The organism is Microterricola viridarii (assembly GCF_900104895.1).
In the GTDB taxonomy this organism is placed as follows: domain Bacteria; phylum Actinomycetota; class Actinomycetes; order Actinomycetales; family Microbacteriaceae; genus Microterricola; species Microterricola viridarii.
Genome location: NZ_LT629742.1, coordinates 3,042,073 through 3,057,156, shown reverse-complemented (window position 1 = coordinate 3,057,156; position 15,084 = coordinate 3,042,073). Strand labels below are relative to the sequence as shown.

Here is a 15,084-nt window from a genome sequence, read left to right as displayed (position 1 = left end):
ACACAGCATGTCCACCTCACGCACAGCCTCAACGCGCCGGGCGGCGCGTCGGCGCACCGCCGTCATCGCGGTCGGAGTTGCCTCCGCACTCGCCCTCACCGCCTGCTCGGCCCCGGCCGCCCAGGAAGAAGGGGGCGGCGGGATCGAGTGGGAGATGACCACCCAGACGGCAGCGCCGTCCGGTGACATCGACTCGTTCAGCTGGGCGAGCTACGCCGAGCCGTACACCCTCGACTACGCCTACGCCTTCGACTACGCCGACAACCAGGTGCTCGCCAACGTCTGTGAGTCGCTGCTCCGCCTCAACCCCGACTTCACGCTGACGCCCGGCCTCGCCGAGTCGTTCGAGCACCCCGACCCGCTGACCTGGGTCTACAACATCCGCCCGGGCGTCACCTTCCACGACGGCACCCCGCTCACCGCCGCCGACGCCGTCGCTTCGATGAGCCGCATCATCGACCCCGCGGTGGGCGCATCGTGGTACTCGGTCTACCAGAACGTCGTCTCCATCGAGCAGACCGGCGACATGCAGGTGACGGTGAAGACGGGCATCCCCGACTCGCAGTTCAACCTCGGCATGGGCGGCTCCGCCGGTGTCATCGAGTCGGCAGCGACCCTGGCGGCCGCCGGCACCGACTACGGCAATTCCTCGGGCGGGGTCAACTGCACCGGCCCGTTCAGCCTGGACAAGTGGCAGCAGGGTGAGAGCATCACCCTCAAGCGCAACGACAACTACTGGGACACGGACCTCACCGCCAAGTCGGCCGAGGTCAAGATTGTCTTCATCAACGACGCCACCGCCCGCGTCAACGCCCTGAAGTCCGGCGATGTCGACGGCAGCTGGATGATCCCGATGGAGGGAGTCACCCAGCTGCAGTCCTCCGGGGCAGGAGAGATGTACTACGGCCTGAACACCGCCGTCTCCAACCTCGTCATCAGCAACCTCGACGGCCCGCTCGGCGATCCGAACGTGCGCAAGGCGCTCCTCATGGCCATCGACCGCCAGGGCATCGTCGACGCGGCGTACAAGGGCGTCGGTGAGGTGACCGACGTGCACACCACCAAGTCGGTCTGGGTCGGTGCCAGCGATGCCGCCGTCACCGCGGCCTTCGACGGCGTCGAAGACTACCCGTACGACCTGGAGGCAGCGAAGAAGCTCGTCGAGGATGCCGGGGTCGCCGGCGAGGAGCTTGTCTTCGTCACCGCGCCCATCGGCAACGACTTCAACGTGATCGCGCAGGCGACCGCCGCCGCCGGTGCAGCGATCGGTCTGAAGGTCACGATCCAGACCGTGACGCCGAACGCGTACACCACGCTGTTCTCCGACCCCAGCGCGCGCGAGGGCGTCGACCTCTTCTACACATCCTGGTACCTCTCCAGCCCCGACCCGCTCGAGATGTACGGCGTGCTGCGCACCGGTGAGTTCAGCAACTACGGCAACTGGTCCAACCCGGAGTTCGACGCCCTGGTCACCGAGGCTCTCGGCATCGACGACCCGGCCGAGCGTTCCGCGGTGACGGCACAGGCGCAGGCGCTCGCCAATGCCGAGCTGCCCTGGCTGCCGCTCTTCACCGGGCCGACGACCATGTTCCTGGGCAAGCGCATCACCGGTGTCGCACCGTCGGTCGCCTACCTCTACTACCCCTGGGCGGCAACCATTGGCGCTCGCTAACAGCCGCATCCCCGCCCTGCCGCGCCTGGTGCGCGGCAGGGCGGGGCGTCTCACCTCGTCCATCCACACCACACCGTTCAGCCAGGGAGGCGCACGATGATGCTGGCACGTCGGATCGGCGGAAAACTGGGTGGGCTGCTGCTCACACTCTTTCTCGCCTCACTGCTCGTCTTCTTCTCCCGCTTCCTGGTGCCCGGCGACCCCATCCGCTTCCTCCTGCGCGGGCGCAAGCCCAGCGCGGAGGCCATCGAGCTGGTGCGGGCTCAGTTCGGCCTCGACCTGCCGGTCTGGCAGCAATACGTCAACTGGGTCACCGGCATGCTGCAGGGCGACTTCGGCCGTTCGCTGCAGTACCGCCAGGACGTCTCCACCGTGATCGGCGAACGCCTGCCGGTCACACTCGGGCTCGTCGTCATGTCAGGAATCCTCATCGGGGTGATCGGTTTGGCCTCCGGCATCATCGCCTCACTCAACCGCGGCAAGCCGTTGGACCGCAGCATCCTGATCGGTCTCACGGTGCTCGGCGCCATCCCGTCGTTCGTCGGCTCCATCGTCTTGATCGCCATCTTCGCCGTGCAGCTGGGCTGGTTCCCGACCTTCGGCTCCGGCGAAGGATTCCTCGACCGGATCTACCACTTGGTGCTGCCCTCGATCGCCCTGGCCCTCGTGTTCGTGGTGCTGGTCGGCAAGGTCACCCGCTCGTCCATGGTCGAGCAGCTGGGCCGCGAGCACGTCGAGGTCGCCACCAGCAGGGGGCTGCGTCGGGCCGTTGTCATCCGCCGTCACGTATTCCGGAACGCCATCGGGCCGATCCTGACTGTCAGCGGCATGCTCGTTGCCGGCCTGATCGTGGCCAGCACCATCGTCGAGGCCGCCTTCGGCCTCGCGGGAATCGGCTCACTCCTCGTGGCATCCGTCGACCGGCTCGACTTCCCCGTCGTGCAGGCGATCGTGTTGCTCGTCGTGGCCGCTTTCGTCGTCGTGAACGGCATCATCGATGTGCTCGAGCCGTGGATCGACCCACGATCGGCAGCAGGAGGGAGCGCACGATGAGTGCACCGACACCAACACTGGCCGTGCGCATGATGCGTGGGCCGCGGCTGAAGCGGGCCGCCAGCTGGTACTTCGTCAGTCTCGGCGTCCTCGCCGTCATGACGCTGGCCGCCGTCTTCGCGCCGTTCATTGCGCCGTACGACCCGAACCTCGTCAACCTGAGCGCGGTGCACCAGTCGCCGAGCATCGCGCACTGGCTGGGCACCGACTCCCTCGGGCGCGACACGCTGAGCCGGATGATCTTCGGGGCGCGGACGGCCCTGCTCGGGCCACTGCTCGTCGTCGTCTTCTCCACCATCCTGGGCATCCTGCTCGGGCTTGTCGCCGGCTGGCGCGGCGGCTGGCTCGACGCGGTCCTCGGTCGCTTCTTCGACGTGATCTTCGCGTTCCCCTCGCTGCTGATCGCCATCATGGCGGTCGCCCTGTTCGGCAAGGGCCTGGTCGCGCCGGTCATCGCCATGAGCATCGCGTACGCGCCATTCGTGGCGCGGCTCACCCGGCAGCTCATCCTCTCTGAGCGCAGCCGCCCCTACGTGTCCGCCTACCGGGTGCAGGGGTTCAGCGGTCCGTGGATCGCGCTGCGCCGGGTGCTGCCCAATGTGACGCCGATCGTCGGTGCGCAGTCCACGCTCAACTTCGGCTACGTGCTCGCCGAGCTCGCCGGCCTCTCCTTCCTCGGCCTGGGCGTGCAGGCGCCGACCGCCGACTGGGGAGCCATGATCAACGAGGCCCAGGCCGGCCTCGTCGGCGGGTACTTCCTGCCGGCGATCGTGCCCGCCGTGGCCGTCGTGATCGTCGTCGTCGCCGTCAACATCATCGGAGAAGAATTGTCGGATCGAATCGGTGGGGGAGTTCCCGCATGACGCTCTTGGATATCAGCGAGCTGACGCTGGACCTGCCGAACGGCAACCGCCTTCTCGACGGCATCAGCCTGAGGATTGACGCGGGTGAGACCGTCGGCCTCGTCGGCGAGTCCGGCTCGGGCAAATCGCTCACCGCGCGCGCCGTGATTGGGCTGCTGCCCGACGGTGCCCGCACCAGCGGATCGGTGCGGCTCGGGCAGACGGAGGTGCTCGGCGCCAGCGTCACCCAGCTGCTCGACCTGCGGCGACACACGGCATCCATGATCTTCCAAGACCCGAGGGCCGGGATCAACCCGATGCGCACCATCGGCGACCACCTCACCGAGGCCCTGCGACTCTGCGAGGGCAAGTCGACCGCCGAGGCCAAGACCCGGGCCACAGAGCTGCTCGCCGCCGTGCGCCTTCCCCGACCGGACGACCACATGAACCAGTACCCGCACGAGCTCTCTGGCGGAATGCTGCAGCGCGTGATGATCGCGGGCGCCCTCACCAGCTCGCCGCAGCTGCTGATCTGCGATGAGCCGACCACGGCGCTCGACGTCACGACGCAGGCGGAGATCGTGGCCGTGCTGGCCGAACAGCGGGCGAGCCGCGGCATGGGGATGCTCTTCATCACCCACGACCTCAACCTCGCGGCCTCCCTCTGCGACCGGGTGTACGTCATGTCGGCCGGCCGCGTGGAAGAGCACGGCACCGCGCGCGCTGTGTTCGGCAGCCCGCAGACGCCATACACCCGCCGGCTCATCGAGGCCACGCCCAGCATCGCGCTGAGCGCGGCGGAGACGGCAGAACTCGCACAGCGCGAGAGCGCGCCGGCTGTGGCCGGTGGCGCTCAGGCTGCCGAGCCCATGCTCGAGGTCGAGGGACTGTGCAAGTCCTACCGGCGTCGCGGCAAGGCGCCGGTGGATGCCGTCAAGTCGATCTCCGTGTCGATCCCGCGCGGTGGCGCCCTCGGCGTCGTCGGCGAGTCCGGCTCGGGCAAGTCGACGCTGGCCCGCATGATCGTCGGGCTCGAGAGCGCCGACGCCGGCGGCATCCGGGTCGACGGCCGCGACCGCACAACCGTGCCGCACACCCGCGCGGAACGGTTGGCACACGCCCGCTCCGTGCAAATGGTGTTCCAGGACCCGTACCTCTCGCTGGACCCGCGCATCGCGGCCGGCCGTTCGATCGAGGACGCCCTGCGCCTGCATAGCAAGCTCGATTCCCGCGCGGCCCGCAGCCGCGTGCTCGAGCTGCTCGACCAGGTCGGGCTCGCCGCGCAGTATGCGGATGCCCGCCCGCGCACCCTCTCCGGCGGGCAGCGCCAGCGAGTTGCGATCGCCCGGGCGCTGGCCATCGAGCCCGATGTCCTCGTCATGGACGAGGCGACGAGCGCGCTCGACGTGTCGGTGCAGGCCCAGGTGCTCGACCTCGTCGCCGACATCCGCACGGAGCGTGGGCTGACCGTGCTCTTCATCAGCCACGACCTGGCTGTTGTACGCCGGGTGTGTGAGGAGACGGTGGTCATGAAGTCCGGCGAGGTGGTCGAACGCGGGCAGTCGGTACAGCTACTGGCGGCCCCGCAGCACCCGTACACGCGCCTGCTGCTCGACTCCATCCCGCGCCCGGCGTGGGAGAGCGACGCGCGGGAATCTGCCGCAGCGAACGCCTGAGCGCCGCCGACCGCTAGACAGGTGCTGTGGGGTTTACCCTCGCAGCGCCCACCGACGGGCGAGTCCGCCCGTCACCACACAGCGAAGCACACAAAACAAAGCACACAACGAAAAGGATGCACAGTGACCGCGCACCGCACGGTATTCGAACGTTCAGCCCCCTCCCGGGCCGCCGTCAAGCAGGCGCTGGAGGGCGCTGTGGCACGGCCGTTCTGGCTCGACGACATCGCAGAGGGGCGCACGGAATACCCGGCACTCGCCGGCGACGCCGCGGCCGACCTCGTGGTCGTCGGCGGCGGGTACACCGGGCTCTGGACGGCCCTCCGCGCGGTGGAGCGCACACCGGGGCGCACCGTGACGCTGCTCGAATCGGAGACGATCGGCTGGGCGGCATCCGGGCGCAACGGCGGGTTCTGCGAGGCGAGCCTCACCCACGGCGAGGAGAACGGGCAGTCCCGCTGGCCGGACGAGATGGAGACGCTGACCCGCCTCGGCCTGGAGAACCTCGACGCGATCGAGGAGACCATCACCCGCTATGGCATGGACTGCGACTTCGAGCGCACCGGCATGATCGCCGTCGCCGTGGAGCCGCACCAGGTCGAGTGGATCGCCGGCGACGGCACCGACGAGAACCTGTTCGCCGACAGCGCGGCCATGCAGGCCGAGATCGCGTCGCCGACGTTCCTGGCCGGCCACTGGGAGAAGGAGGGCTGCGCGATGGTGCACCCGGCCAAGCTCGCCGCCGAGCTGGCCCGCGTCTGCGTCGAGCTCGGCGTCACGATCCACGAGCACACGGCCGTTCAACGCATTGACGAGGAGGGCGCGCTGATCGAGCTCGTCACCAACCGCGGCACCGTGCGGGCGCCGCAGGTGGCGCTGGCCACCAACGTGTTCCCGTCGCTGCTCAAGCGCAACGCGCTGATGACCGTGCCCGTCTATGACTACGTGCTGATGACGGAGCCGCTCAGCGAGGCACAGATGGAGAGCATCGGCTGGACGCGGCGCCAGGGGCTGGCCGACATGGCCAACCAGTTCCACTACTACCGGCTGAGCGCCGACAACCGGATCCTGTTCGGCGGCTACGACGCGATCTACCACTCCGGACGCAAGGTGAAGACGGAGTACGAGGACCGCCCGGAGAGCTTCGAGAAGCTGGCCTCCCACTTCCTCACCACCTTCCCGCAGCTGGAGGGAGTGAAGTTCACGCACCGCTGGGCGGGGGCCATCGACGCCAGCACGCGTTTCTGCGCGTTCTACGGTGTGGCGCGCACGGGGCGGGTGGCGTATGCCGCCGGCTTCACCGGCCTCGGCGTTGGCTCGGCCCGCTTCGGCGCGGATGTCATGCTCGACAAGCTGGCGGGGGAGAAGACCGAGCGCACCGAGCTCGAGATGGTGCGGAAGCGCGGCATGCCCTTCCCGCCCGAGCCGGCGGCATCCATCGGCATCAACCTCACCCGCTGGTCGCTCGACCGGGCCGACCACCGCGAGGGCAAGCGCAACCTGCTGCTGAAGACGCTGGACTCACTGGGCCTCGGCTTCGACTCCTAGCGGGCCCCCGCCCCCGTTGGCTCGAGGGAGCTTGCGACCGAAGCCAACTCGCTGGTCTCGTTGGCTCCGCGGCTTCGGGCGCTGCGCTGCTCCTTCGTCGCGGCGCGGCGCCCTCGAGCCGACGAGTACTCCCGTTGGCTCGAGGGAGCGCCAGCGACCGAAGCCAACACCCGCAGCCCAACCGATCGGGGCGCGCCGGCGCGCTCAGGCGCGGGCGAGCTCGGCGGCCAGGGGCAGCGCGAGCGTGCCCCAGTCGTTCACGGTCACGTCGGTGAGTCCCTGCCACTCGGCGGCGGCGCGCACCAGCGGTGCCACCTGAGCGGCGATGTCGGGGGAGACGCCCTCCTCGTGCCAGGCGGACTGCACCCGCAGCACGCCGGCCTGCCTGTCGTTCTTCAGATCGATCCGGCCGACCACCCTCTCGCCGAGCAGGATCGGCAGCGAGTAGTAGCCGAACACCCGCTGCGGCGCCGGCGTGTAGATCTCGATCCGGTAGTGGAAGCCGAACAGTCGCTCCGCGCGCTTGCGGTCCCAGACCACCGGGTCGAACGGCGAGAGCAGCGCGGCCGCCTCCACCCGGCGCGGCACGCGCGCGTCCCGGTGCAGCCAGGCCGGCTGCTTCCAGCCCTCCACGCTCACCGGCAGCAGTACGCCCTCCTCCGCCAGCGACTGCACGGCGGCCATCGTGTCAGCTCGCCCCATCCGGAAGTAGTCTGCGAAGTCGCCGGCGGTGCCGATGCCGTGCGCCACGGCCGCATGCCGCACCAGCTCGCGCTGCGCCTCGGCGCGGGGCACCGACTTCTCGATCACGGAGGCCGGCAGCACCTGCTCCGGGAGCGCGTAGTTCCGCTCGAACCGGGTGCGGCCGGCCGAGGCCAGCTCGCCCCAGCGGAACAGCACCTCGAGCCCGATCTTCACGTCCGACCAGCCCCACCACGGGCCGCTCCTCTTGTTCGCGTCGTGCTCGATCGCGCTCGCCGGCATCGGCCCCTTCTCGGCGAGCTCCGCCTTCAGCCAGTCGATCATGGGGCCGTTCGCGTGCGCCCACGCCGAGAGATCGGCGACGTGCTTGTCGCGGTAGTGCTGCATCCGCCAGCGCAGCAGCGGCCAGGTCTCCACGGGGATCACCGCCGCCTCATGCGCCCAGTACTCGACGTAGTCGCCGCCCCGGGCAAAGGTCAGCGCGTCGAGCGCGGCCTTGTCGTACGCGCCCAGCCGGGCGAACACCGGCAGGTAGTGCGAACGCTCGAAGACGTTGACCGAGTCGAGCTGCAGCAGCCCAATCCGCCCGATCAGCGCGTTCAGCTGGCGCTTGCCGACGGCGGCGGGGCGCGGCCGGGCGAAGCCCTGCGCGGCCAGGGCGATGCGGCGGGAGGATGCCGCAGAGACAGTGTTCACCATGAAAAACGACACTAGCGCCGGCATCCGACAGCATCGAACCGCGCCCCGGCTGCGGCACCGAAACGGCCCCGAAACTGCCCAGCAACCGCCCCGCACGCGCGCTCCATCCGCGCTTCACCAGCCGTTCACGCCACGACAGCCAAGCGGAAATGTGCCCTCCGTACTCTCGCAGAGGCTCGCAACGGTTCCAACGCCCCACACAGCAGGAGCGGCCGCCGCGACCCACCGGAGGACACGTGTTTACCAAGCGCACTTTGGTCGCTGGCATCGCAACCGCAGCAGCCCTGACCCTGGCCCTCACCGCCTGTGCCGGTGAGACCTCGACGGCGGGCGCCGGCGGGGCCGACGCCGCAACGGCCACCAGCCTCAGCAGCTTCGGCACCCTCGCCGACCTGGAGGCGGCAGCGAACGCGGAGGGCGCGCTCAACGTGATCGCCCTGCCGCGCGACTGGGCCAACTACGGCGCCGTGCTGGACGCCTTCAGCGCCAAGTACCCGGGCATCACCATCACCGAGCAGTCGCCGGACGTCTCCAGCGCCGAGGAGATCCAGGCGGCCAAGACCAACGCCGGCCTGGACACCGCGCCGGACGTGTTCGACCTCGGCCTCACCGTCGCCCTGCAGAACACGGCGCAGTTCGCGCCGTACCAGGTCGCCACGTGGGGTGACATCCCCGATGCACTCAAGGAGGCGTCCGGCCTCTTCGTCGGCGACTACGGCGGGTACATGTCCATCGGCTACGACTCGTCCAAGTTCGACGCCCCCGCCGCGCTCCAGGACCTGCTCGGCGCGGACTACAAGGCCGCCGTCGCGATCAACGGCGACCCGACCCAGGCCGGCGCCGCCTTCGCTGCCGTCGGGCTCGCCACCGTGCAGAGCGACGGGACCCTGGACGACTTCCAGCCCGGCATCGACTTCTTCGGCGAGCTCAACGCCGCGGGCAACATGCTCAAGGTCGACGTGACCACCGCCACCGTGGCATCCGGTGAGACCCCCGTCGTCTTCGACTGGGACTACCTGAACGCCGCGCACAAGGCCGACAACAAGAACTGGGAAGTCGTCATCCTGCCCGGCACCGGCTACGCCGGCTACTACAACCAGGCGATCAACAAGGACGCCCCGCACCCCGCCGCTGCCCGCCTCTGGCAGGAGTTCCTCTACAGCGACGAGGGCCAGAACCTCTGGCTCGCCGGCGGTGCGCGCCCGGTGCGCGCCGACGCCATGGCCGATGCGGGAACGATCGACGAGAAGCTCTTCGCCGCCCTCCCGGACAGCCCGGCCGACACCGTGGTGCCGACCGAGAAGCAGAGCACCGCAGCCGGCACGCTGCTCGGCCAGGTCTGGGCCGCGGCCGTCAACTGACGCGCGGACACCCAGGCACACTGACACTCAGACTCACTGACGCTCAGACACGCATGTCGTTACTGACAACGACGCCCGTCGGGGCTGGCCAGTCCGGCCAGCCCCTGCGGCGCGTTCCCCCCGCCCCGCGGGTGCGCCGCATCCGCGCCGACATCCTCGGCCTGCTGCCGTTCGCCAGCTACCTGCTGCTCTTCCTCGCCGTGCCGACGGTGCTCGCGGTCGGCAGCGGCTTCTTCGATTCGGATGGCGGCTTCACCCTGGACAACGTGGCCGCCCTCGCGGAGCCGGTCATCGTCGCCACCTTCGCCAACTCGATCAGCCTCTCGCTGCTGACCGCTGTGCTCGGCGCGGTGCTGGGCGCCCTGCTCTGCTACGCGCTGCTCGGATTCCGCGCCGACGGCTCCGTGCGTGCGACGGTCGCCGCGCTGAGCGGCGTGCTGGCCCAGTTCGGCGGCGTCATGCTCGCCTTTGCCTTCGTCGCGACGATCGGGCTGCAGGGCCTCGTCACCGTCTGGCTGCGCGACAGCTGGGGCATCGACATCTTCGCGGAGGGCGCCTGGATCTACGGCCTGCCCGGGCTGGTGCTGCCCTACATCTACTTCCAGGTGCCGCTCATGGTGATCACGTTCATGCCGGCGCTGACCGCGTTGAAGGGCACCTGGGTGGAGGCGACGCTGACACTCGGCGGCACCCCCGCCGCCTTCTGGCGGCGGGTGGCCCTCCCCGTGCTCGCCCCCTCGTTCCTGGCCAGCTTCCTGCTGCTCTTCGCCAACGCCTTCTCCTCCTACGCGACCGCGGCCGCGCTGGCGAGCCAGGGCTCGCAGATCGTGCCGCTGCAGATCCGGGCGGCGCTGACCAGCGAGACGGTGCTCGGCCGGGAGAACCTGGCCGGCGCTTTGGCCCTCGGTATGATCATCGTGATGGGCCTCGTGATGTGGGCCTACGCCGTCGTGCAGGGCCGCGCGGCCCGGTGGCAGAAGTGAGCGGCGCCATGCGGGAACGTCCGCCCGTTCTCGCCCCCGGCGCCCTCGGCAGCCGGATGATCGTCGGCGTGATCGGCCTGCTCTTCGCCATCCCGCTTGTCTCGATGGCGGAGTTCACACTGCGAGACGGCGACGGCGGCCACAGCCTGGTGCACTGGTTCGCGCTGTTCGACCCGGCGAACCGGGCCAGCTACAGCCCGATCTGGATCGGGCTCGGCAACTCGCTGGTGCTCTGCGTCGGCGCCGCCGCGATCGTGCTCCTGCTCGTGCTGCCGACGATGGTGTTGATCGCCCTGCGGTTCCCGCGCCTCCGCCGGCCGTTCGAGTTCCTCTGCCTGCTGCCCATCTCGATCCCCGCGATCGTTCTGGTGGTCGGCCTGGCCCCGGTCTACCTCGTGATCGGCCGCACCATTGGCACGGGCATCTGGCCGCTCTCCCTGGCCTACGGCATCACCGTGCTGCCCTACGCCTACCGCGCCATCCAGGCCAACATCGACGCCGTCGACATCGCCACCCTGGCCGAGGCCGCCCGCTCGCTCGGCGCCGGCTGGGGCACGGTGCTGCTGCGCGTGCTCGCCCCGAACCTCCGCACCGGCATCCTCGCCTCTCTGCTCATCGCCGTCGCGGTCGTGCTCGGCGAGTTCACCATCGCGTCGCTGCTGAACCGACCCAACCTGCAGACGGCGCTCTTCGTCGTCAACAAACAGGACCCCTACGTGGCCGTGATCCTCTCGCTGCTCGCGCTCGGCTTCGCCTTCGCGCTGCTGCTCGTGATCGACCGAACCGCATCCATCGGCGGGCGCCGCGGCATCCGCCCGCCCTCATGAGCCGAGAAAGTGACCCCATGAACGCGCACACCGGCAGCACCGTCGAGTTCTCCGACGTCTCCAAGAGCTACGGCAAGCAGCAGGTACTGCACGGCTTCGACCTCACCGTCGGCCCGGGCGAGCTCGTCTCGCTGCTCGGGCCCTCCGGCTGCGGCAAGACGACCGCGCTGCGCGTACTGGCCGGCCTCGAGGATGCCACCTCCGGCGCCGTGCTCGTCAACGGCGTCGACGTCTCCCGGCAGCCGACGAACAAGCGCGACATCGGCATGGTGTTCCAGTCGTACTCGCTCTTCCCTCACCTCAGCGCGGTGCGGAACGTCATGTTCGGGCTGGCGATGCGCCGGATGCGGGCGCGCGAGGCCGAGAGCCGGGCGCTGGCCATGCTGGAGCTGGTCGGCCTCGGTGCGCATGCCGAGCGCTACCCGCACCAGCTCTCCGGCGGCCAGCAGCAGCGGGTCGCCCTGGCGCGGGCGCTGGTGACCGAGCCCCGCGTGCTGCTGCTCGACGAGCCGCTCTCGGCCCTCGACGCGAAGGTGCGGGAGCAACTGCGCGAGGAGATCCGGCGCATCCAGCTGCGCCTCGGCATCACCACCGTCTTCGTCACCCACGACCAGGAAGAGGCGCTGGCGATCTCGGACCGCGTCGCCGTGATGAACGCGGGCGGCATCGAGCAGATCGGCTCGCCGGAACAGCTCTACACCCGCCCGGCCACCTCGTTCGTGGCGCGCTTCGTCGGGCAGAGCAACCGCGTCCGCGGTGTCGCCCGTGGCGGCATGGTCGACCTCTACGGGCACGAGGTGCCGCTGCTGGAGAGTGCGGATGCCGCGGGCGCCGTCGAGGTGCTGGTGCGGCCGGAGGACATCGAACTGTCCTCGGCCGGCATCCCCGCTGTCGTGCTGGCCTCCAGCTTCCTCGGGTCGATGCGCCGGACGAGTGTGCGGCTCGGCGACGGGACCGTGCTGGTGGTGCAGCATTCCGTCGGACAGAACCCGCAACCGGGGGAGTCCCTCGGTATTGGATGGAGCGGTCGGGCCGTCGCGCGCAGCTCCACAACCGAAACGGCATATACGCGGCAATAGACTGTGCGAATGACCGAATCAACGGGTAAACGCATGGGCGGGCGTTGGTTTCCGTGGCGTGCCAAACGGAAAGAATCCGTGCAGCTCTCGGCGGGGGTAACAGCAGCACCGGCGGCGGAGGCGCTGCCGAGCGAGGAGCAGATCGCGCAGTCGCTGCCGACCGGCGTGCGGCTCGGGGCGGCCTGGTCGTGGCGTCTGCTGCTGATCGGCGCCATGATCGCCGTTCTCATCTTCCTGATCGTCCAACTGCGGCTGATCGTGATCCCGGTGCTGGTGGCCGTGTTGTTGACGGCGCTGCTCAGCCCGCTGGTGAACTTCCTGCACCGCCACCGCTGGCCGCGCGGTCTCTCCATCGCCGTGGCGATGGTCGGCATTCTGGCTCTCGTCGCAGGGCTCATGGTGCTCGTCATCACGCAGATCGCACGCAGCTCGAGCGCGCTGAGCGAGCGAGCCATCGAGTCGTTCACGCAGCTCAAGCAGGCTCTGCTGGATTCCCCGTTGCAGCTGACCGAGACCCAGATCAACGCCTTCCTGGCACAGGTCATCGAGGCCATCCAGCAGGACAGCCAGATCTTCATCAGCGGTGCGCTGAGCATTGGGTCCTCGCTCGGCCACTTCGTCGCCGGCCTGCTGATCGCGCTGTTCGCCACCCTGTTCATGCTGATCGACGGCAAGGGCATCTGGGGCTGGGCCGTGCGCATCTTCCCGCGCCGGGCCCGTGCGGCCGTCGACGGCGCGGGCAAGGCCGGCTGGACGACGCTCGGCAACTTCGTCAAGGTGCAGGTGCTGGTGGCCTCCATCGACGCCGTCGGTATCGGGCTGGGCGCGGCCCTGCTGCAGGTGCCGCTGGCCATCCCGATCGCCGTGCTCGTCTTCCTCGGCTCCTTCATCCCGATCGTCGGCGCCGTCGCCACCGGCGCTGTCGCGGTCGCCATCGCCCTGATCTACAACGGCTGGCCGATCGCGCTGGCCATGCTCGGCGTCGTGCTGCTGGTGCAGCAGATCGAGGGCCACGTGCTGCAGCCGCTCATCATGGGCACCGCCGTCAAGGTGCACCCGCTGGCCGTGGTGCTCGTCGTCGCCGCCGGCTCGATGCTCGCCGGCATCCCCGGCGCGCTCTTCGCCGTGCCCGTCGCCGCCGTGCTCAACGTCATGGTGCACTACATCTCCAGCGGGGCCTGGCGGAACACACCGCCGCTCCCACAACCCGCGCCCAGCGCGCCGCTCTGGAGTACCGTCCCACAGACCCGGCCCGGCTACCGCCGCGCCGTGACATCCACCCCGTCCGCCCCCACGCAAGAGAATCGACGCAATGACTGACAACGCCACAACCTCCACGCTGATCGGCCCCACGCTGGCCGAGATGCAGATTGCTCGGGGAACTGTCGCGGCGGTCGCTCAGATTACGCCCGTCGAGACCTCGCGCTTCCTCTCCGACGTGCTCGGCTCGCCGGTGCTGCTCAAGTGCGAGAACCTGCAGCGCACCGGCTCCTACAAGATCCGCGGCGCCTTCAACCGGCTCTCCGCGCTCACCGCAGAGGAGCGTGCGCGCGGCGTCGTCGCGGCATCCGCCGGCAACCACGCCCAGGGCGTCGCACTCGGCGCGCGCGAGCTCGGCATCAAGGCGACGATCTTCATGCCCACCAACGTGCCGCTGCCCAAGCTCGAGGCCACCCGCGACTACGGTGCAGAGGTGGTGCTGAGCGGCTCGATCTTCGGCGAGACGCTGGCTGCTGCCGCGGCCTTCGCCGAGGAGACCGGCGGCACCTTCATCCCGCCGTACGACCACCCCGACGTCGTCGCCGGGCAGGGCACCATCGCGCTCGAGCTGCTCGAGCAGGTGCCCGACCTCGACACCGTCGTCGTGCCGATCGGCGGCGGGGGCCTGATCTCCGGCGTCGCCAGCGCGTTCAAGCAGCACGCGGCAGCCGGCGGACGCCAGGTGAAGGTCATCGGCGTGCAGGCCGAGAACGCCGCCTCCTACATCGCCTCGCTCGACGCCGGCACCCCGGTCAACATCCCGGTGAAGCCGACCATCGCCGACGGCATCGCCGTGTACCGCCCGGGTGAGCTGAACTACGTGATGATCCGGGATGCCGTCGACGAGATCGTCACCGTCAGCGAGGACGACGCCGCGCGCGCCCTGCTCGTGCTGATGGAGCGGGCCAAGCTCGTCGTCGAGCCCGCCGGCGCCGTCTCCGTCGCCGCGATGCTGGCCGGCAAGATCAAGAACAGCGGCACCACCGTCGCGATCCTCTCCGGCGGCAACATCGACCCTCTGCTGATGCAGCGCGTGATCAGCCACGGCCTGGCGGCATCCGACCGCTACCTGACCATGCGCGTCATGCTGATGGACCGCCCGGGCGAGCTCGCCCGCGTCGCCGCCATCCTCGCCGGCGTGCGCGCCAACGTGATCGAGGTGCTGCACACCCAGCACGGCCCCGACCTGCAGATCACCGAGGTGGAGCTCGACATCACCGTCGAGACCCGCGGGCCGTCCCACGTCGAAGAGGTCGTCGCGGCCCTCCGCGCGGAGGGCTACGAGCCCAAGCTCGACAAGCGCCGCAACTAGCCGCTCCGGCAGCCGTTACACGAGAAGAGCGCTGGGCGCCGCCCCGAGGGGTGGCGCCCAGCGCTCTGCG

The 15,084-nt window shown here is 69.7% G+C and carries 12 protein-coding genes; 11 read left to right on the top strand and 1 reads right to left on the bottom strand.

Annotated features, from left to right (window positions below):
• The first annotated feature begins 7 nt into the window (after positions 1-7).
• The 5 genes from BLT62_RS14045 (at position 8) to BLT62_RS14025 (ending at position 6,791) form a co-directional block, all read left to right on the top strand.
• Positions 8-1,672 carry an ABC transporter substrate-binding protein gene (locus BLT62_RS14045; protein ID WP_083364626.1) on the top strand — a complete coding sequence of 555 codons (1,665 nt, stop codon included), beginning with the start codon at positions 8-10 and terminating at the stop codon, positions 1,670-1,672.
• 96 nt (positions 1,673-1,768) lie between these two features.
• Positions 1,769-2,725, top strand: coding sequence for an ABC transporter permease (locus tag BLT62_RS14040; RefSeq protein ID WP_083364625.1), 957 nt, complete (start codon positions 1,769-1,771; stop codon positions 2,723-2,725).
• The gene (locus tag BLT62_RS14035) at positions 2,722-3,588 is read left to right on the top strand and encodes an ABC transporter permease (RefSeq protein WP_083364624.1); all 867 of its coding nucleotides are present in this window, start codon (positions 2,722-2,724) and stop codon (positions 3,586-3,588) included. Before BLT62_RS14040 ends, BLT62_RS14035 begins: the two co-directional genes overlap by 4 nt.
• On the top strand, positions 3,585-5,243 hold the full coding sequence (locus BLT62_RS14030) for a dipeptide ABC transporter ATP-binding protein (RefSeq protein ID WP_083364623.1): 1,659 nt from the start codon (positions 3,585-3,587) through the stop codon (positions 5,241-5,243). The genes BLT62_RS14035 and BLT62_RS14030 overlap by 4 nt, the downstream gene beginning before the upstream one ends.
• Before the next feature lie 123 nt (positions 5,244-5,366).
• Positions 5,367-6,791, top strand: a complete 1,425-nt coding sequence (locus BLT62_RS14025) for an NAD(P)/FAD-dependent oxidoreductase (protein WP_083364622.1) — start codon at positions 5,367-5,369, stop codon at positions 6,789-6,791.
• Between the two features lie 204 nt (positions 6,792-6,995).
• Here BLT62_RS14025 and BLT62_RS14020 read toward each other — a convergent pair whose 3' ends face one another.
• A complete protein-coding gene (locus BLT62_RS14020; RefSeq protein WP_083364621.1) occupies positions 6,996-8,192 on the bottom strand; it encodes a winged helix-turn-helix domain-containing protein in 1,197 nt (398 codons plus the stop codon).
• Positions 8,193-8,446: 254 nt separating this feature from the next.
• Between BLT62_RS14020 and BLT62_RS14015 the strand changes: the two genes are divergently transcribed.
• From BLT62_RS14015 to ilvA, 6 genes are read left to right on the top strand one after another with little or no spacing between them, the layout of a single operon-like run.
• The gene (locus BLT62_RS14015) at positions 8,447-9,553 is read left to right on the top strand and encodes an ABC transporter substrate-binding protein (protein ID WP_269457784.1); all 1,107 of its coding nucleotides are present in this window, start codon (positions 8,447-8,449) and stop codon (positions 9,551-9,553) included.
• Between the two features lie 53 nt (positions 9,554-9,606).
• Positions 9,607-10,536: an ABC transporter permease gene (locus BLT62_RS14010; protein WP_083364619.1), complete on the top strand. Its 930-nt coding sequence runs from the start codon at positions 9,607-9,609 to the stop codon at positions 10,534-10,536.
• An 8-nt stretch (positions 10,537-10,544) separates the two neighbouring features.
• The gene (locus tag BLT62_RS14005; protein ID WP_083364618.1) at positions 10,545-11,363 is read left to right on the top strand and encodes an ABC transporter permease; all 819 of its coding nucleotides are present in this window, start codon (positions 10,545-10,547) and stop codon (positions 11,361-11,363) included.
• A gap of 17 nt (positions 11,364-11,380) precedes the next feature.
• Entirely contained in the window at positions 11,381-12,442 is a 1,062-nt protein-coding gene (locus BLT62_RS14000) for an ABC transporter ATP-binding protein (RefSeq protein ID WP_231919204.1), read from the top strand.
• 9 nt (positions 12,443-12,451) lie between these two features.
• Positions 12,452-13,762, top strand: a complete 1,311-nt coding sequence (locus tag BLT62_RS13995; RefSeq protein WP_083364616.1) for an AI-2E family transporter — start codon at positions 12,452-12,454, stop codon at positions 13,760-13,762.
• Positions 13,755-15,014: a threonine ammonia-lyase gene (ilvA, locus tag BLT62_RS13990; RefSeq protein ID WP_083364615.1), complete on the top strand. Its 1,260-nt coding sequence runs from the start codon at positions 13,755-13,757 to the stop codon at positions 15,012-15,014. The genes BLT62_RS13995 and ilvA overlap by 8 nt, the downstream gene beginning before the upstream one ends.
• Positions 15,015-15,084: the final 70 nt, after the last annotated feature.